Genomic DNA, 19,927 nt, shown 5'->3' with positions numbered 1-19,927 from the left:
AAATGCAAAACTCCTGCAAAATTGAGATAAAATCTCACCTTACAGGAGTTGTTGTATACGCTGCAGGACAACCACAGCTCTTGTTCACTCTACATTATCAATTACGCAATAAACGCGCAGAGTTCAATACGACTAAAATTGAACCAACATTATGCACAATGGCAGCGGCAACCGGTCCTAACAGACCAAGAGCAGCCAAAATAATGGCGGCAAAGTTAATCACATTTGCTACTACAATATTCTGCCAAATGGTACGAATCGCCTTGCGGCTTTTCTGTATTGTCTCAGGCACCTTTTTCAGGTCATCGGACAGTAGTACAATATCTGCAGCCTCAATAGCAATATCCGTTCCAGAGTATCCCATGGCAATCCCAATGTTTGCCTTGGCCAGCGCTGGAGCATCGTTGATTCCATCCCCAATCATTGCTACATTACAGCCTAAACGCTGATAGGTTTCCACATAGCTGACTTTATCTGTAGGCAGTAGATCACCATGAACGATAGGAACATTCACTTGTTTCCCGACAGCCTCTCCAACCCTTGAGGCATCCCCCGTCAGCATCACTATTTTTGTAATTTTTTCACGTTTTAAGGCATTTATTGCCTCTTTCGAGCCCGTCCTAATGGGATCTTGTATTGTCAATATTCCGCTTATCATGCCATTGACGGCTATAAAAACGACGGTGGCTCCTGATTTTTGGTTTTCAGAACAATATGCCTGCTGTTCTGGTGTAAGCTCTATATCTTTGGATTCCATCAAGGATTGATTTCCCAATAAGAAATGATCACTATCTTTTTCTGCAACTATACCTTGACCAATGACAGGCTCCCAATAAGATGGCTCAACAAAAGATATGTTTTCTTTTTGGGCCTCCTCAATAATTGCTTTTGCCAAATGATGCTCGGAGCGCTTTTCGATTCCTGCTGCAATGGCCAGCAGTTCATTTCTTTGCCAGCCATTATAGCCGCGAATCTCTTTTAATGAAGGCTTCCCAAGTGTGATTGTACCTGTTTTGTCAAATAAAATCGTATCGAGTGCTCCCACTTTTTCTAATATTTCCCCGCCCTTAATTAAAATACCCCGACGAGCTGCCGCCCCAATGGCTGCGGCCACAGCGGTAGGTGTACTCAATAACATTGCACACGGACAAAATACAATTAAAATTGTAACGCCTCGTACAATATCTCCCGTTACCAGGTAAACTAATAGTGCAATCGCCAAGCTTAATGGAACAAACCAATTTGCCCAGCGATCGATGATTCGCGCGCTCGGCGCCTTATTGGCCTGAGCCTCTTTTACCATTCGAATAATATGACCTAAAGCCGTATCTTGCCCAACCTTCGTCGCTACAATTTCAATACTCCCCATAGTTACAATCGTCCCGCCAAAGACACTCGCACCATTACGGCATTCAACGGGTATTGATTCACCCGTTATCGTAGCCTGATCGACTGTAGCCTGGCCATTGACTACCATACCATCAACCGGGATTTTTTCTCCAGGTTTTATCAACAGCTTATCCCCAGTCCGTACTAATTCGGCTGCAATTTCTCGTTCTATTCCATTCTCTATAATACGAGCTTGCAATGGTGATAGTTCCGCAAGTTTTTTTAATGCAGTATTTGATTTTTCCAAGGTAATGTGTTCTAACATCTCTCCGATGGTCATAATAAGAGCCACTTCAGCAGCAGCTAAATATTCACCAATGGCAATGGAAGCAATAATTGCAATACTTACTAAGAGACCAACCCTGGTATCTCCCCTTTTATAAATGGCTGTAATTGCTTCTTTCACAATGGGTACTCCACCGATGATAGCTGCAATCAGCGTTGTATCAATGCCAAAAATTTGTGGCAGCCACTGAAACCAACTGCTCAATAACAAAATCGATGTGGATGCAATGACCACATAATCTCGAACATGGCCTCCTGCCCCATGTTCCATATCAGCGTGCTCAGTAATTTCTGCTTTTGCCATTTGTCTGCTTTCAACTTCCATACCTAAAAAGCCTCCGCATTAATTTTTTTAAGTATATTTATCAATTGTTCATTTTCCTCACTGGAAAGAACAGAAAGTATCTGTTCGGTCAAATTCGAATGATACTGATGATGCTCAGCAAAAGCCTGCTGACCTTTTTGCGTTAACGTAATTAAATGAATGCGGCGGTCTTCCTTCACAGACTCTCTTCTGGCATAGTCTTTCTTTTCCAGGCGATCAACAGTAACCGTAGTGGTACCGGTCGTGACTCCCAGATGCCCTGCAAGAGTTTTCATCTTCATTTGACCATGTGTTCCCAATATCTCTATGGCATGGGCTTCTGAAACAGACAGTTCACTCGTCTTTATTACGGAGTTTTCCCATGATGAAAAACCATTAAAAAAAGTAAATAACTCATGTGTCAATTCATCTAAAGAATCCATTATTCACTACTCCTTTGATCATCTTATTGTTTTAACTTATGATTGTTTGATATTCAAACTAATTGTAATTTATTGATATTACTTTGTCAATTTAAATTTATTCAAAAATATAAGGCAAATAAGAAAAACACTTCGCAGCCTTTAAAACATAGAAAGTAAACCGAACCGCAGAGGCGCAGAGAACACTGAGAAAAAATAGATAAGGGTTAAAACCTCTGTGCTCTCTGCGAACTCTGTGTCCTCTGTGTTCAACGTCTCTATAAAATTTATAAATTCTAGTGAATGCTAAAATAAAAAGAACAGGTTCGTTGAACCTGTCCCTTACTACACTCCATTTGAAATTACTTACTTTCTCAAAAATCCTTTTCAAGAGGAGCAATAACAGAATGTGCTACTCCTGCTCGTGGTCGTGCCATCCAGTCGGCAACTGTATCTCTCCATTTTAAATAATGAGCTGTCTTTTTATGGGCTGCGGCAGCCTCCTCCGTGGAGTAGGCTTCATAAAGAAAAAATCTGCTTTCATCATTAGTGCATTGCAGTACATCGAAGCGAAGATTTCCTTCCTCTTTTATTGAATTTCTGTGATTATCAAGAGTAGCTTCAATAAAATTAGATATAAACGGTTCTTTTACATAAATAGTAACGCATGTAACAATCATCTGTATTCCCTCTCTTTTGTATATTATTGAATACCATCATCAAAAATTCTACAATGCAGAATTTATGAAAAGGAATCATACAATACTTTTATAAATTCAAAACGATTTTTTGCTTTCAAAAATTCATCTATATTATTTTTTTGTTTCAGTAACCTGAACAAATCATTGATAATATTAATATCATCATCTTTTACTGCAAGTAAAAATACCAAATTGACTAAATTTTTGCTGTCATCCCACTCAATGGCTTGGCTTAGTTTTGCAGAAATGATCGAAGTTTCATTAACAAATGAGGGTAATCCATGGGGGATGGCTACATTCTTCTTAAAACACGTACTACTCATATTCTCTCTTTCAAATACGGAGTCTATATAACCTTTTTTAATAAAACCGTTATTAAAAAGAACCATACTCATGGTTTCGATTACTTCCTGCTTTGTTTTACATGCTAGGTCAATCATGATAAAATCATCTCTAAAAATCTTCTTAAGACTATTGTAATTTTTCTGCTTTAATACCTGATCAAGAAGCATCTTTTTGTCCTGGGTAAAATTGCTTTCAAAGGGTATAAAGTTAATCCCTTCTATGTAAGGATTCATCGTACCAATAATCGCTGGAATCGTATATTGTTGTTTTAAATTGTGTATTTCCTGCTTTACGTTAGCATCTAATATGCTTAAGGAGATTACTTTTATATGAGGGTAATTTGCAGATAAAAGTTCTTTTATTTTTATAGCAACTCCATGACCTGTAAGACACATAGCAATTAAAGCTAAGGGCTTATCCGAATGATTTGTTGACACCATATGATAGGTGTGTTTAGAATTCATTATATCGTAATAAATGTCATCAAGGGTTTCCTCGGATATATATATTTTTCGAATCGCTTCCATGACAGAAACAAGGTCTACCCTGTCAATGGTGCGAGTTTTAATACCGGTTCTTTTTTCAACAATTTCTCCAACATTCAGCAGCGATCCCATGTCTACAAAAAACAGTATACCGCTTTGGCTATCTAAGGTTTTAGAAATTTCAATGATTTGTTCAAAGATCCTTATTGGATTCACATTGAAAGGCATGTCCACAGCAATTGGGAAATCTACATTCATCATTTTATTGGCAACAGCGATCATCTCTGACGCTATTTTTCCATGGGAAATGACAATTATAGTGATTCTGCTTTTGCTGCTCCTGGGTTTTAACAGCTCATTAATATACATAGCAATAAACCCGACTTCCCCTTCAGGAATCCTGACTTTATTATTGGCCTCCAAATCATGTACCAGACTGCATGCCATATCATATTCTGCTTTGAGGTTTTCTTTTATATAGACAAGATTGGGATTAATGATATCTTGTTTAAATTTAATCCTTTTCATCGCTTCACTGATGTGAATCGCTAAGTATATCGCAACCTTTTCATTTACCTGCAATTGAGAATGATCTTTTTTAATCCTTTTTATGAACTCTTTTACGACTACTGCAATATTTTCACCCACAAGATATTTTAATTCATCTAGAGACGTTACATTTTTATCGTTATTTGAATCAATTCCCATCATGCTGAAATTACTTAATATAAAATTCCAAATGTTTTTTTCTATTTCAGCAGATGTAACGTCTGCTTTTTTCAGTTCATAATATTTTTCTTCGATTTTTTCATAAATATCTTTTGGCAGCGAGTAATGACTATCATTTGCAGTAACAAAGTGTTCCCCTTTATTCGCTGCATTTGGAATGAATAACATATCCTTAAAGGTAATTGTGAGCTTTGTTGTCTGTATTTCGGAATTTTCTGTATTATTGTTAAAGAAATTATGATATAACATCTCATTAAAGCCAATATTAATTTCATCCTTGCTGTTATTCATTTTCTCAACATAAGCATTTGCACAGGTGACTTGAATTTCACTTTTAAGTTGACCTATATTGCCTGAATATTTTTTCAGAACAAAGGCTTCCATAATTTTAGCCTTTACATAAATTTTTAAATGAGTCCGATTTGCTTCTTCCTGAAAGAAACTATAAATCAGCTGAATTTTCTCTTTAATGGATCGATCCTTTAGGGATGGCAGTTCTATGATCATAGGAATTCTTCTTCTGAAGGTTAGCAGCAGGGAGGATTCAATATTCTCAGTGGTTGCACCGATAAAATAAATCTGAGACTTTCGCTCATTTACAACCTCACCAAGTCTTCTAAATTTTCCTTTATCCAAAATAGAAAATAGCATTTCCTGTCCCTTAGGAGGCAGGCGATGTATTTCATCTAAGAAAAGGATCCCTTTATTGGCGCGCTCTACAAGACCTTCTGTATCTTGATTCGCTCCTGTAAAGGCCCCTTTTTTGTATCCATACAGCATGGAAAGCAAAAGTTGAGGATTATCACTGTAGTCAGCACAATTTAGGGATACAAAAGGACCATCCACTTCTATTATTTTCTTCTGCACCGCATATTGATAGATGCATTCTGCAAACAAGGTTTTGCCAGTACCGCTTTCCCCTATAATAAGGGTAGGGAGGCCAAATGGGGGATATAATACGGATGCCTTGCCCTGTTTAATATTATTGGAAAGACTTCCATCATAGCCTGTTAATTTCTGAAAGCTATCCATTTCATTTTCATCTTCAGCACGTGACTCTAATTCTTTTGTTATTTCATTGCCTTCACTATTGATGATCTCCCCGATATAGCTTCTTGACACTGTAAACCCCTGCTGTTTCAGCTTGGCTACAAGACTCGTTATCGTTATGTCCGATTTTTTTGTCTTGATTAGTTCTACAGCCTTTTTCACGTTCATTCTTTTCCGGTTTCGAGAACTGGGTATATTCAGTTTCTTTCTAATATTAGTAACGGTTTCCCGCAAGATGGATAACTTTTGTGATATTTGCTCATCCGTTAATGGCTCTTGGGGGCATTCATTCTTAATTAATTCCCTAATGTCCTTCCGGTTGCCTTCCGCCATATTTTTCTCCTTATCAAAATAGTGATGTAATGACATTATTATAACGCAAATTAGAAATTTCAAGTTATACTTATACAGAAATTCATTACATTTTTCCACATTTTTTTACACTAAGTTACAAATCGCTGGTCCATTTAGAAAAAATTAGTCTACTCTCTATTTTCTAAAAGAGATATGCAAGCTGATAGGAGTAAGCTTACATATCTCTAAATAGAAATAATTTTTTACTGTATTAAATTACTATGCTTTACCGCTTGCTCCAAACCATTGTATGTAGTGTGTCAGTTTATCAGAGTAGCCTTTAAACATAAAACTGCAAGCTTCTGTTATTTTACTTATTTCTTGTTTTTTTATCGATTCTTGAAATAAAGTATATCCTGCCATATCCAAATCAGTATATAAATTGAGTTTTGTTATTCCATACCCGATGGCCTTTTTTAAGTTTTTATCTCCCGTGCCTGAGCATCCATGAAGTACTAAAGGAACATCTACTGCATGATTTAACTTATCCAGCAAATCAAACTGCAATTCTGGCTTTCCTTTATACACACCATGGGAAGTTCCGACAGCAACAGCAAGACAATCCACACCTGTCATTTCTACAAATTGGATTGCTTCATTTGGGTCTGTAAGTCCTTGATCCTTGGTTTCGGTATAGTCACACCCCTGCCCAACATGACCTAATTCTGCTTCTACCGTTACTCCTACGGCGTGAGCAAACGTAACAATTTCTTTCACGGCTTCTACGTTCTTGTCAAAAGGCAAGGTTGAACGATCAACCATAACCGAAGTAAAACCGGCACGTATAGCTTTCACTACCTGCTCTAACTCTTGTCCATGATCTAAATGAACTGCAACTGGTACCGATGCGTTCTTAGCCATTTCTACGGCAATTTTACCAAATTCAAAAATATCAGCCATTACAGGATAAAGGGCAATAATGATTGGCGCTTTTTCTCTTTCGGCAGCTCCGATTGCTGCTCTTATGCTATCTTCATTCCATGCATTAGGAGCTGCCACCCCGTAAGACCTCTTCTTGGCATCTGCCAGAATGCTTTTCATATCTGTAAGCATACTTTCACCTTCATTTTCTCTATATTTTATTCTAAGGCACTTACGCCTGCCGCTTATTTATTTTTCTTAATTTCAGCGGAATTAAAGCAAGTAGCAAGGCTGTTTTCTTGGAAGAATGGTTTCATCGTTCCTTCTAATATGGAGGCTGACCCTTCTGAAACATCTTTCCTTTGCCCTGCTAAATGAGGAGTTAGAATCACATTGTCCAATTTGACTAAAGGACTGGTCCCAGGCAGAGGCTCTGTATAATATACATCCAGGGCTGCTCCCGCTATTTTCCCCTTCTGTAATACATCAATCAGCGCTTCTTCGTCAATAATTTCTCCTCTTGCAACATTGATGAAGTATGCGGAAGGTTTCATCTTATTAAAGAGTTCTCTGCTGATGATACCTCTGTTTGATTCAACAGGGGGAATGTGAATGGTTATAAAATCGCTGTTTACAAACAGTTCCTCCAGAGTACATACCGTGCCATACTCACCTACTATCTTTTTATCTAAAAACGGATCATACACTTGTACGTCCATACCAAGTCCGGCTGCCTTCTCGGCAACTTTCCGCCCTATTTTACCAAGGCCAACCACGCCAAATTTTTTATTTTTAAGGGTAAGCCCTCTAAAGCTTTCAAACTCTTCCCAGCTTGGTACTTCTCTATTGAGATCGCCTGCCCATCTGCCCTCTTTTACGTACCGGTCAGCTCTTAATATATTTCTGCAAAGGGCCAAAGCGAAGGTGATCGTCAGATCCGATACGGGTTCAACGGACCGTCCTGGAGCATTAAAGAAATAAATTCCTTTATCCGTAACAGCGTCTACATTTACACTTACAGCATCAGATCTGCAGCAGCCAATCGCAATAAGATCCTTGCCTGCCTCAATCACTTGCTTTGTAACAGGAGATGTATGAACCACCAGCAGATTGACGCCATCAATCCTGCTGATCAGTTCTTGGGGATGCCCGCAATATTCGGTAACACTGTCATCGCCTATATCGTCTTTTTTTTCTCTGCTCATCGGTTTATCCATTACTTGATCAAACGAATCGATTTCATAATCATAACCTTCTAATACACGCTTGGTAGCTTCAATCAGATCTTTCGTTTTTACCCAATCGTCTCCCACGACTAATGCTTTTATTTTTTTACCTTTATCCATACTAACATCCTCCTCTTATTTTGTTTTAATCAGCATTTACGATCTCAGATACAAATATTTGTAACCCTTCCTCTGCCGATTTTACACCATAGAGTTTTGTAATATTCTCTTCCACCTTGCAATAATTAACAATATTCTTCAAGTAATTAATATGGCCATTTTCACCCTTTAGTGCCAGTAAAAATAGGATTCCAACATTCAGTTTGGAGTCACTGTTTCCCATTTCTGAAAACTCGATCAGGTGATCGGATATCCCCAGTACAACCGCCTGCTTTATTACATTCTCGTGTTTAGAATGAGGAACTGCTATAGCAATCGGTTTGGTTGGAAGACCAGTAGGATAGGCATCTTCCCTTTCAATTGTTGCATGTTCATAATGTTCATTGACATACCCTTTCTCCAGCAAATGATTTGTTAAAGAATGTATTGCTGCTTCTTTTGTTGTTATGTTCTTCAACATTACTACATCATAAAATATAGTGTCTGCTTCATTGCTCATATTTCCCCTCCTCCTAGTCTTTTGCTGTTTGCTGATCATGTGCTTACACATCTTCTTATAATGAACTTTCTCTTATGAGCCCCTGATGTGTAAGCGTATCTTTTCATACCTTAGCTATGTAGCTGCCAATATGAAGAAATCTTACTATAACAATCTCATTTACACGCCAAGCGTTAAAAACCAAATATCCAAGAAAATAATCCATATACTAAAACCAGTCCGGGAGTCCCTGCCGCATCCCAATTGGACACTAGACCTTTAGCAGCATCATATCCCATGGAAACCGCCAAATGAGTCATAGGGCCCGCCATGAAAGTAGCTCCCCAGCAGAAGAGACAAACGATCAGGGATAATATGATAATGTTATGAAATATGTTTCCTTCTGTGATCGCATTCACCGCTGCACTCTCCCAGAGAACGATGATTAGACTTACGGATGAAATCATCTGATTGCCTGGAAGTATAACCGATATCAGCAATGCCAACGGATACATAATGAGTGTTGTAGGGACAACTGCTGCATGTCCAATAACCGTTGAACAATCAAGTGCGATACGCACATCATCCCGTTTTAGCTTACTTACCAGTATCTGTCTTGCAGCTTTAATCACGGGGAACCAACCTTCCACAAGTATGGCCGCCATTCTTGGAAGAAGAAGAAATGCGGCTGCCATCTTCACTCCAAGTAACAGAGAGGGCATAATACCGACTTGGCTAAAGAGCCCAATGACAATGCCCAGTATTGCTCCCATGACTGTTGTCTCTCCAAAGATTCCAAATTTTTCTTCAATTGTTTCGGCCTTAATATTGATATCCTTAATAACGGGTATTCTTTTTAAAACCCATTCAATTGGTATGGCAATGCATGCCTGAAATGAAAAGTGACTGCCATGGGGCCATGAGCCTCCAGGAGGAAAATTATTGATTTTTTCTATATATGGCGCCGCAATATCTGCAGCTTTTACATCAATGATAAGAAAGATTACAACAGCAAACGTGGCTATCCAGAAGTTTCCGGTAGTAACACCGATCATTCCTGCCAGAAGCATCGCTCTCCATGTATTAAAAACATCAACATAAATGGTTTGGGTAAATCGCACAGACACTAATATTACATTTACGATTAAAAATACGAGCACCCCAAAATAACCATATGTATTGCCAAAAGCATATCCTACAGAACCCCAGCCAATATCTACTATACTTTTATTGATGCCATACAGAGAGATCATATTGCTTATTGGATTTACCATGGCGGTCTGTATCAAATCTACAATTAAGAATAGACCTGTAAGCCCGATAGAAACTTTCAAGGCACCGAGTATAGCTTTCTTGATTGGTACTTTCACAAGCAGAGAGATGGCAATAATAATACCTAGTATAGTGACGGTTGAATCAAAGCTAAAGAACGCAGACAGCCCATTGGTGATTGAATCTATAAATTCCATCTTTTTACCCTCCATACATATTCTCGTTACCATCACACTATCTTAAAATATCTAAATCCAGCTATCAGAACCATTTATTCTTGCATAATTTTTTTCACTTCATTCACAATTTGATCCAGTGCCTTTTTTGCAGCCTTATCATCTAACATGATCCCTAAAGCCCTTATCATTGGTACGGGGTATGCTGCCTTCATTTCCACAGTTGTAACAAGCAAGTCAGCCCCGCTGATCGCTTCGTCTACATCACTCACTCTGCATAAAACGATTTTGACATTTTTTAGACCTTCCTGTTTAATTCGATCTTCAATTTCTTCTTTTAAGTAATTGGATGTACATATGCCTGCTCCGCAGCAGCAAAGGATTGTCACTTTTTCTTTCATGCTCTCATCTCCTCCAGATTTTATTTCACCTATAAATATATGCAACTATCGTGCCAGTTACAAATTAAGCAGGTAAGCCCCTTGTAAACACTGTTACTATCGATTTTGAACATAAATGTAATTACATAACGATTCATACTATTGGCACGAAAACATACAAAACTAATCAAAAACAAAAAACTCCCACATTCTTGTAGGAGTTTTATATTTAAATGATGTTAGCCTCAATTACTTGGTCTGGAGAAGCATTTATTTCCCGTCCTTATACCATACACTATTTTACATGATTCATCATTTGCTGCAGAGTTCTGTAATCTTGTCAAATTATAGTATGTGAAATATACTACGTCAACCAAAAAAATTAAATTAGCATAGTAATATATTGTAAGGTACGTATATACTAACTTATAGGTATCAAAATCGAAGGATACATGATCCATCAGGACATTCTATAACTAATATAGTATATATCTCTATATTAGTAAAAAGAGAGGGTGAAGCGATAGCAATGAACAGGCAGCAATGGGATATCCAAGCACGTGCTTTTCTGATTCCCTATACCCCTTTCAGCCATAACTTCTGGGTATTAACCAATTCCGCTCATAGAGTAACAGATCAAATTCATGGTCTCGCATTTCATATAGAAACGAAAACAACCAAGGCGATCGGCAGCTCGGCTGATCGTCTGCAAGTATTTCGTGATGCTGGAATCCCTTGGTCCTTGCAGCCCAATCAGCCAACGAAATCCTGTATTATAGGTGATGAAGAAGAGGTAAAAGAACGATGGCAAGCAGCAGTCAATGCAATTCCTGCCATTAATGCATTACAGCTGCGTTACCCTAACTTATGGGAGCATTTTCACAAAAAAAACTGCAACTCTGTGTTTAATACCCTGGGACAGATCATGGGGATTGACGCCCCTTCTCTCTTACTCCCCACTTGGGCCCCTGGAATCCACTTAATCATTTCACAAGATATCATCAATCAATATTGCTACAAACAGTGGTAAATGCCAATACAGCTTTCCAAATGCTAAAGAACAAGCAATATTGTCATTGTTCTTTATTATCAAAATCATCTTATTTTTGGAACTCAATACATCTCCGATTTTCGATAATTCACATGAAGCAGCTTATGTACCTTCCCTTTTAGCATCCCATCGTAAAGCTCTTTTATAATCGGATTTTCTTCTGATCGTTTTATATTGCTCATCCGGTCTGCATTATAAAGCCCTGCGCCTCTATTATACTTCCCATCCCGATTGGTAACCGGCTGACCCGCACCGCCGATGCAGCCTCCGGGACAAGACATCACTTCAACAAAATCATATTGTTTTTCTCCTTGTTGTATGCTTCTGATTAAGTCATCCGCATTTTTCAGACCGCTGACAATTGCAATTTTCACCTCACGACCATTGCAATCAATTCTTGCTTCTTTTACTCCCTGCATGCCCCGTACCCCTGTAAAGGCAATTGCTCGCAGTGCAAATGATGATTTATCATCGGAAAGCCGCCTGATGACGGCTTCAGTAACCCCTCCAGTTACACCAAAAATGACCCCAGAACCGCTGGTGGTTCCAAAAGGCATATCTACAGCTTCAGGCTCTATTTCAGAAAAAATAAGGTTCGCTTCTTTAATAAGATGGATCAGTTCTTGTGTCGTGATCACATAATCCACATAGGGAACGCCATCTTCTTTAAATTCATCCCGTGCAGCTTCCTGCTTTTTGGCAGTACAAGGCATGACTGCAACAACAACAACCCTCTTTTCATCATTTCTGTGATGTTCTTTCAGAATTGACGCCAGCATTTGCATTGGGGAACGGCATGTAGATATATTTTTGATCAGCTGAGGATAGTTCAGTTCAGCATACCTTACCCATGCAGGACAGCAAGAGGTGAACAACGGCAGGTTATCTCCAGTTAGCAGCCTTTTGCTAAACTCCTCAGCTTCTTCCAATACGGTAAAATCCGCCCCTGTAGATGTATCAAACACTTCATCAAAGCCAATCCGTCTTAAAGCTGCAACAATCCTGCCCATCACATTTTGCCCCTCTGAAAAACCAAGCTCTTTTCCGATGCCCACCCTTACTGCAGGAGCAATCTGTACAATTACTTTTGTATTTTTATCACTTAATTCCTTCCAGAGTTTCGCTGTGTCATTTCGAACCACGATGGCACCCGTGGGACAGACAACGGAACACTGACCGCAGCCTACACACTTTGTATTGGCTAGAGGTTCATCAAATGCTGTACTTACACACATCTTTGATCCGCGAAAAGCAAAATCGATGGCACCCACATTCTGCACTTCATTGCACATTCTTACACAATCACCACAGAGTATACATTTACTTTTATCCCGAACAATGCAGAGAGAAGAGGTATCAAGCTCTGAATCTTCCGAGGTGTTGTGAAATCGCACCTGTTTTATGCCAAAACGCTGCGCCAGCTCCTGCAGCTTGCATTTTCCGTTTTTTTCACAGGTTGTACAGTCACGGCAGTGATTGGAAAGCAGCAGCTCGAGAATCATCTTTCTATATTTCCTAAGCCTTGGCGTATTCGTGTGAATCTCCATACCAGCTTTTGGAGGTGTGGAGCATGCGGCCTGAATCGTCCCCCAATGATCCTCTACCACACACATACGACAGGCACCATAAACAGATAATTCGGAGTAGTAACAAAATGTTGGAAGGTCAATTCCCGCCTTTCTGATTACATCCAGAATATTTCTTTCTCCATTTATTTCTACGGGCATATTATCAATTACCATAAATTCTGTATTCATTGCATCATGCCTCCTTGATTGCTTTGAAGGCACATGACTCTATACATGCACCGCACTTTATGCATTTAACCGGATCTATCAAGAACGGTTCTTTTATTTTGCCGCTAATTGCCCCCACCGGGCATAGCCTGGAACACTTTGAACAGCCGCGGCAAGCTTCTGCAGCAATATAGATTCTTTTTAATTTTTGGCAAGTTCTTGAGGGACATCTCTTTTCGACGATGTGAGCTTCGTATTCTTTGCGGAAGTTTCGAATGGTGCTGACAACAGGCAATGCTGCAGTTTTTCCCAGACCGCACAGTGCCGTGGCTGATATCGTGTCGGCAAGCTCCAATAACATATCCAAGTCTTCTATGAGCCCTTGCCCGGAAACGATCCGATCCAGGATTTCAAGCATACGTTTCGTTCCCTCACGGCAGGGTATGCATTTACCACAAGACTCATTTTGCGTAAAATTCATAAAGAATCTTGCTACTTCTACCATGCATGTATGTTCATCCATTACCACGAGACCGCCAGATCCGATCATCGCCCCCGCCTTTTTAAGAGAATCAAAATCTAAAGGCAGATCAAGCTGGTCCTTGGTCAGACATCCACCTGAAGGTCCGCCAATCTGGACCGCTTTGAAATCATGCCCACCCCGCATTCCACCGCCAATATCAAATATCACCTCACCTAGGGTGGTCCCCATTGGAACCTCAATGAGACCTGTATTTTCGATATTTCCTGTCAGAGCAAAAGCCTTTGTTCCCGGACTGTTCTCCGGACCTATTGCTTTATACCACTTAGCCCCCTTATGAATAATAAATGGAACATTCGCAAAAGTCTCTACATTATTAAGGACCGTAGGTTTATCAAAAAGACCATGTTCAACTGTTCGGGGAGGCTTAACTCTTGGCATTCCCCGCTTACCCTCAATTGATGCAGTAAGAGCACTTCCCTCACCACAAACAAATGCTCCTGCACCTTTGCATATTTTTATGTCAAAGTCGAAACCTGAACTGAGAATATTTCTGCCAAGAAGTCCCCTCTCTTTCGCTTCACCAATTGCTGTTTCCAGACGGCTGACGGCAAGGGGATATTCCGCCCGTACATAGATGTAGCCTTCCGATGAGCCGCAGCCTACACCAGCAATCATCATACCTTCCAGTACCCTGTGAGGATCGCCTTCCATTATGCTCCGATCCATAAATGCACCCGGATCGCCCTCATCACCATTGCAGACAATATACTTAATGCTGGAATTCTGCCCTTTTACCTGCTTCCATTTTCGGCCTGTAGGATATCCGCCGCCTCCCCGCCCTCGTAAATTAGATAGATCAATTTCCTGTACGACATCCTCCTGACTCATATCAAATAAAGCTTTTGTAAATGCTTGGTATCCCCCAATTGCCAAATATTCATTGATCGATGTGGCATCTATATGCCCGCAATGTTCAAGCGCAAGCCGGGTTTGCTTTTTATAAAACGGAATCTCTTCCTGAGTAGGATAGATCACGCCCTCTTTTTTATAAGCCAAGCGTTCTATAAAGGTTTCATTAATGATTGATTTTTCTATAATCTCAGCACAGTCTTCTGGCTTTACTTTTATATACAGCCATCCCTGGGGTTCTATTCGTACCAATGGACCCATTTCGCAGAACCCATGGCACCCGCTCTTTTTGATTCCTATGGATTTGTCATGAGGCTCCTTCTCTAACGTCACCGTACAGGGTACATCATACATTTCATTGGATTTTATCAATTGTTCATAAATCTCAATGGCTCCGCCGGCCACGCATCCCGTTCCGGCACAAACCAAAATCTTCTTTATTTGCATCGCAAGAGAGTCCGTATAGGTTGTACAGGCATTTCTAAAATCTTCTCTGTTTAAAAACATCTATTCTTCCTCCTTGAGCCTCTTAAGAAGTTCCTGTGCTTTGTCCGGCGTCATGGCAGGATATACCTGATCATTTACGGTAAGCACAGGTGCTAGCCCGCACGCCCCAAGACAGGAAACCGTTTCAAGGGTAAACATAAGATCATCAGTCGTTACCTTATCCGCAGTAAGTCCAAGCTGGCTTTTCAGCCGTTCCAGGATAGGAATGGATTTTCTCACATGGCAAGCTGTTCCATCACATATTTTTATTACATATTTGCCTTTTTGCTCTAGAGAAAAATTTTCATAAAAAGTAGCTATACTATAGATTTTAGCAGTGCTGATTCCTAAATTTTCTGAAAGATAAGAAAAGGCTTCCTTAGGCAGATATCTATATCTTGCTTGTGTTTCCTGTAATATAGGTATAATACAGCTTTTCTCATACCCATACTTCTGCAGAATTTCGTCCATTTCTTTGTTATCAACTACTTCCGGCACTCGATTCCCTCCCCATATTGACCATATCATTGGTTCCTTTTTCTGATTTGTGAGCAACCTATATGAATGTATTCCCACAAAAATGGAATATTCCTGCTCTTACCAATTGAAACGATTGCCTTTTGGATCATTTTCCAAAGAGGTTGCAGCTGTGTTACGTATATTCTTTATGTAGCATATAATATATCAGCTTCTGTAAGTTTAAATGGCGGTGATTGCATGAGTAGTGAAGATATCGTCGGTAATCGCAATCCTTGGGAAATGACAGCCATCCCCGGAGGAATCATCGAGTGGGTTGATAGTCAAGCAGCTGCTTTTTTATTGGAAGATCTCCCTATCATAAGAAGCGTGAATCTAAAGCCTCCTCAAAACCTTTCTCTACTAACCGATCCCATTAAAATCGATTCCCCAGACCAAGGTCTTACGTTGACCTACAAGCCCTTATCTTATGAATACCAGCAGCAAATTATGAGTTTTAATTCTGCGTATACCCCACTATTACAATTCTTACAGACCGATGCATTTCTTTATGAGGAAATAGGCAACACATGTACTACCTTATTCTTTGAAAGCAATGCGAACGAACTAGTTGGATTTTGTTCGACAAAATGCTCATCATTAAAAATTAAGGGGCGAAAAATAATAAGCCTTTGTCCTTCTGTGGAAATAGCAGCATTATGCATTGACGATCACTATCGATATTTGGGCATCGGGCAAGCAATCTTTAATCACACAATCCAGCAAATATATAAAATTAAAACGATGGTAGGAGTGCAATTTATTACACTGTTTTCCTTGCCGGAGGCTGTAGCCTTCTATCAAAAATTTGGTTTTCGCCGGTTAGAAAAAAAAGGAATGAAAGTGCTTTACACTTCAGTCCATGAATGCTGCATCCCTATGTATTTTCCCTTACCTCACATTCCACTTCAACAGCGCTATACTATAACAACGATTTGAAACTAACCCCATGACTTTCTATGGGGTTAGTTTCCTAATCCTATTTTTATCAAATTATTCATTTTAGCCTTGACTTCTCATATAAATCATTTATAATACAACATATGAATATGTGTTCATACGTTAGGGAGTGAGAACTTGCAAACAAAAGAATGTCCAGAAGATATTTGTGAGCAGCTCTGTGAGCATCCACAAATTATCTGTATCGCAAAAAAAGAATCTATTTCTGATCATGAGGCACAGCAAGTCGCTGAAATCTTTAAATTACTTGGTGATCCGACCAGAGTGAAAATATTACAAGCTTTAACCAAACGGGAGTTGTGTGTATGTGATCTTGCTGCGGTGATCGAAATGGGTCAGTCTGCCGTGTCTCATCAGCTGCGGCTTCTACGCAATGCTCGACTTGTCCGATACCGCCGTGAAGGAAAAATGGCTTGGTATTCCTTAGATGATGAACATGTCCGTTCATTACTCTCCCAAGGTATCGACCATATTAAACACAGATAGGAGTGATATCATGGCAAATAAAACTCAAGTTATTGAGGAAACAAATAAACATTCCTGTAACGATAGCTGCTGCTCTGAATCCAGTGCAGCATTGATAGAGCCGGAGGCAATATCATCCTGCAGTTGCTGCCCGCCAGAAGATTCTCCCACTGATGCTGATATGAATCATGAGGACCACCTGGATGAAGCAGCAGCAGCCGTTGAAGACCATTGCGATTGCTGCTCGCATACAGCTGCCCCAGCCATTGCCCAAAGTGATATTATCGTAAATAATTTCACCATTACCGGCCTCGACTGCGGAGATTGTGCTGTTAAATTGGAAAAAGGTCTCGGCAAGCACAAAGGCATTCTGGACGTAAATGTCAACTTTGCCACTGCAAAGATGAAAGTAACGTATAATCATACTATGATTCAATCTGCAGAAATTGCAAAAGCCGTTAGCAGCTTTGGATATAAAGCCATTCTAATAAACAATACAAATAAGCAGTCCCAATTTCATAAGTCCGTCTTTACCGTCTCTGGACTTGATTGCGGCGATTGTGCTAATAAGCTGGAAAAACATCTCTCCACCCTGGCAGGAGTGCACACAGCAAATGTAAACTTTGCTGCTGCGAAATTAACGGTAGAGCATACCACTACCGACGCTGCTATTATGCAGGCGGTCTCACAAGTAGGTTACAAGGCAGAAATTAACACGCAAACGATACAACATACCAAAATACAAGCAGAATGGTGGACCAACCCCAAAACCCAGTCTACAATGTTTTCCGGAATCGTCCTAGCAGTCAGCATGATACTTGATTGGCTGGGTATCGGTGATACAATCATTGTTCCCTTATATGTTCTAGCTGCCATTGTAGGGGGATTCAATACCGCGAAAAGCGGCTTTTACAGCCTGCGCTCTCTTACTTTTGATATGAATTTTCTGATGACAGTAGCTGTCATCGGAGCATTCGCCATAGGAGAGTGGGGTGAAGGAGCAACGGTTGCTTTTCTGTTCTCCTTTGGCAATACGCTGCAAACCTATACAATGGATAAAACAAGACAATCAATACGGGCACTTATGGAATTAGCCCCAGCGGAAGCTTTAGTTCTGCGTAACGGCCTGGAGCAAAAGCTTCCTGTAGAAGAAATTGTGATTGGTGATATTATGATCGTAAAGCCTGGTGAACGCATTGCTATGGATGGCATTGTTAAGAACGGGGCATCTGCCGTAAACCAGGCAACCATTACAGGAGAATCATTACCGGTAGAAAAAATAATTGGCGATGGAGTATATGCAGGTACCGTCAATGAGCATGGTGCATTAGAAATCGAGGTTACTAAAATTGCTGCAGACTCTACTCTTGCCAAAATTATGCACTTGGTTGAAGAAGCACAGTCACAGAAGGCTCCCTCTCAACAGTTTGTTGATCAGTTCGCGAAATACTATACACCAGCAGTGTTAGTAATTGCTGCAGGGATCATGGTTGTACCTTGGCTGCTCTTTAATCAGCCCTTCGCTCCATGGTTCTACAAAGGCTTAGTCCTTCTTGTCATATCTTGCCCTTGCGCTTTGGTTATTTCCACACCTGTTTCCATCGTTTCAGCCATTGGCAACTCTTCTAGGAATGGCGTTCTTATTAAGGGTGGTGCTTACCTAGAGCAAATGGGTTCTATACAGGCCATTGCCTTTGATAAAACTGGTACCTTAACTCATGGTCATCCCAGAGTTACAGATATTATATCTGTGAACAGCAATGAACAAGATATTTTAACCACCGCAGCCTCCATCGAAAAATGGTCTGAACATCCATTGGCTGTTGCAATTGTAGAGAAATCGGCAGGGTTAACCTTAAAATCAGTAACCAATTTCAAAGCCCTGGTAGGGCTAGGGGCACAAGCAGATATCGATAACCAAACTGTATTTATCGGCAATCCACGCCTGTTTGAAGAATTGGGATTAAACGTATCTCCATACGAAAAACAAATTACCGATTTGCAGCTGCAAGGTAAAACCCTTATGCTGCTTGGAACACAAAATAACCTCCATGGCATGATTGCGGTAGCTGATACCTTACGGGAAAATAGTAAGGATGCTCTTGTGAAACTCCGGGAAGCAGGCATAAAACATATTGCTATGTTAACAGGTGACAACCGCCAAGTAGCTGGCTCCATCGCAAAAGAGCTGAATATTGATACCATCTATAGCGAACTATTGCCTCAAGATAAAGTCGCAACCATAAACGAGCTGTTAACTAATTATAAACATGTTGCTATGGTTGGCGACGGAGTCAATGATGCACCTGCCATGGCCGCCTCCACAATCGGCGTTGCCATGGGGGTCGCCGGCTCGGATACTGCCCTGGAAACAGCCGATATCGCGCTGATGTCCGATGATCTTGGAAAATTGGCTTATGTAATCAAACTCAGCAATAAGACGCTGTCTATCATTAAGCAAAATATCAGTTTTTCAATCATAGTTAAAATCATTTTTGTTATTTTAACATTCACTGGTATGGCAAATTTGTGGCTTGCCGTCTTCGCTGATACAGGTTCATCCATCCTCGTAACATTAAATGGAATGCGATTGATGAGAAAAATAAATTAACTGCACAAGAAAAGAACAAGAAAAACGCTGCGCATCTTTTAAAACATACAAACGAATTGAACCACAAAGACGCAAAGTACACAAAGGGGGTTATTTATATTGATGAAGCTCACTCTTACCAACGTAAGAGTG

At 40.1% G+C, this 19,927-nt stretch carries 16 protein-coding genes; 4 read left to right on the top strand and 12 right to left on the bottom strand.

The features are described from left to right. Nucleotides 1-97: 97 nt before the first annotated feature. From FR7_RS01285 to FR7_RS01245, 9 genes are all read right to left on the bottom strand, one after another. Complete coding sequence (locus FR7_RS01285) at nt 98-1,999, bottom strand: heavy metal translocating P-type ATPase (protein WP_007951697.1); 1,902 nt, start codon at nt 1,997-1,999, stop codon at nt 98-100. A 2-nt stretch (nt 2,000-2,001) separates the two neighbouring features. Further along, the gene (locus tag FR7_RS01280) at nt 2,002-2,421 is read right to left on the bottom strand and encodes a MarR family winged helix-turn-helix transcriptional regulator (protein ID WP_007938029.1); all 420 of its coding nucleotides are present in this window, start codon (nt 2,419-2,421) and stop codon (nt 2,002-2,004) included. A gap of 353 nt (nt 2,422-2,774) precedes the next feature. Then, nucleotides 2,775-3,080, bottom strand: coding sequence for an antibiotic biosynthesis monooxygenase (locus FR7_RS01275; protein ID WP_007951696.1), 306 nt, complete (start codon nt 3,078-3,080; stop codon nt 2,775-2,777). A 62-nt stretch (nt 3,081-3,142) separates the two neighbouring features. Next, nucleotides 3,143-6,043, bottom strand: coding sequence for a sigma 54-interacting transcriptional regulator (locus FR7_RS01270; protein ID WP_007938023.1), 2,901 nt, complete (start codon nt 6,041-6,043; stop codon nt 3,143-3,145). Nucleotides 6,044-6,283: 240 nt separating this feature from the next. Then, entirely contained in the window at nt 6,284-7,117 is an 834-nt protein-coding gene (locus tag FR7_RS01265; RefSeq protein WP_007951693.1) for a class II fructose-bisphosphate aldolase, read from the bottom strand. A gap of 53 nt (nt 7,118-7,170) precedes the next feature. After that, the gene (locus tag FR7_RS01260; RefSeq protein ID WP_007938021.1) at nt 7,171-8,271 is read right to left on the bottom strand and encodes an NAD(P)-dependent oxidoreductase; all 1,101 of its coding nucleotides are present in this window, start codon (nt 8,269-8,271) and stop codon (nt 7,171-7,173) included. A gap of 25 nt (nt 8,272-8,296) precedes the next feature. After that, a complete protein-coding gene (locus FR7_RS01255) occupies nt 8,297-8,770 on the bottom strand; it encodes a PTS sugar transporter subunit IIA (protein ID WP_007938020.1) in 474 nt (157 codons plus the stop codon). 173 nt (nt 8,771-8,943) lie between these two features. Beyond that, nucleotides 8,944-10,218 carry a PTS transporter subunit IIC gene (locus FR7_RS01250; RefSeq protein ID WP_007938019.1) on the bottom strand — a complete coding sequence of 425 codons (1,275 nt, stop codon included), beginning with the start codon at nt 10,216-10,218 and terminating at the stop codon, nt 8,944-8,946. A gap of 74 nt (nt 10,219-10,292) precedes the next feature. Further along, nucleotides 10,293-10,598 (bottom strand): PTS sugar transporter subunit IIB, encoded by a 306-nt coding sequence (locus tag FR7_RS01245; RefSeq protein ID WP_007938018.1) that lies wholly within the window; start codon nt 10,596-10,598, stop codon nt 10,293-10,295. A 508-nt stretch (nt 10,599-11,106) separates the two neighbouring features. On the opposite strand from FR7_RS01245, the gene FR7_RS01240 reads away from it, so the two are divergent. Further along, the gene (locus FR7_RS01240; RefSeq protein WP_007938017.1) at nt 11,107-11,607 is read left to right on the top strand and encodes a hypothetical protein; all 501 of its coding nucleotides are present in this window, start codon (nt 11,107-11,109) and stop codon (nt 11,605-11,607) included. 83 nt (nt 11,608-11,690) lie between these two features. On the opposite strand, the gene FR7_RS01235 is transcribed toward FR7_RS01240, so the two are convergent. From FR7_RS01235 to FR7_RS01225, 3 genes are read right to left on the bottom strand one after another with little or no spacing between them, the layout of a single operon-like run. After that, complete coding sequence (locus FR7_RS01235; RefSeq protein ID WP_007938016.1) at nt 11,691-13,385, bottom strand: [FeFe] hydrogenase, group A; 1,695 nt, start codon at nt 13,383-13,385, stop codon at nt 11,691-11,693. Nucleotides 13,386-13,389: 4 nt separating this feature from the next. Beyond that, on the bottom strand, nt 13,390-15,264 hold the full coding sequence (gene nuoF / locus FR7_RS01230) for an NADH-quinone oxidoreductase subunit NuoF (RefSeq protein WP_007938015.1): 1,875 nt from the start codon (nt 15,262-15,264) through the stop codon (nt 13,390-13,392). After that, nucleotides 15,265-15,741 carry a complex I 24 kDa subunit family protein gene (locus tag FR7_RS01225; RefSeq protein ID WP_007938014.1) on the bottom strand — a complete coding sequence of 159 codons (477 nt, stop codon included), beginning with the start codon at nt 15,739-15,741 and terminating at the stop codon, nt 15,265-15,267. It lies immediately after the preceding gene. Between the two features lie 219 nt (nt 15,742-15,960). Here FR7_RS01225 and FR7_RS01220 point away from each other — a divergent pair, with 219 nt between their 5' ends. From FR7_RS01220 to FR7_RS01210, 3 genes are all read left to right on the top strand, one after another. Then, nucleotides 15,961-16,698, top strand: a complete 738-nt coding sequence (locus FR7_RS01220) for a GNAT family N-acetyltransferase (RefSeq protein ID WP_007938013.1) — start codon at nt 15,961-15,963, stop codon at nt 16,696-16,698. A 138-nt stretch (nt 16,699-16,836) separates the two neighbouring features. Further along, nucleotides 16,837-17,205, top strand: a complete 369-nt coding sequence (locus tag FR7_RS01215; RefSeq protein ID WP_007938012.1) for an ArsR/SmtB family transcription factor — start codon at nt 16,837-16,839, stop codon at nt 17,203-17,205. A 10-nt stretch (nt 17,206-17,215) separates the two neighbouring features. Continuing rightward, complete coding sequence (locus tag FR7_RS01210) at nt 17,216-19,795, top strand: heavy metal translocating P-type ATPase (RefSeq protein WP_007938011.1); 2,580 nt, start codon at nt 17,216-17,218, stop codon at nt 19,793-19,795. Nucleotides 19,796-19,927 lie beyond the last annotated feature (132 nt).

This window comes from Pelosinus fermentans DSM 17108 (assembly GCF_000271485.2).
In the GTDB taxonomy this organism is placed as follows: Bacteria; Bacillota; Negativicutes; order DSM-13327; family DSM-13327; genus Pelosinus; species Pelosinus fermentans.
This window is presented reverse-complemented; position numbering and strand designations above follow the sequence as displayed.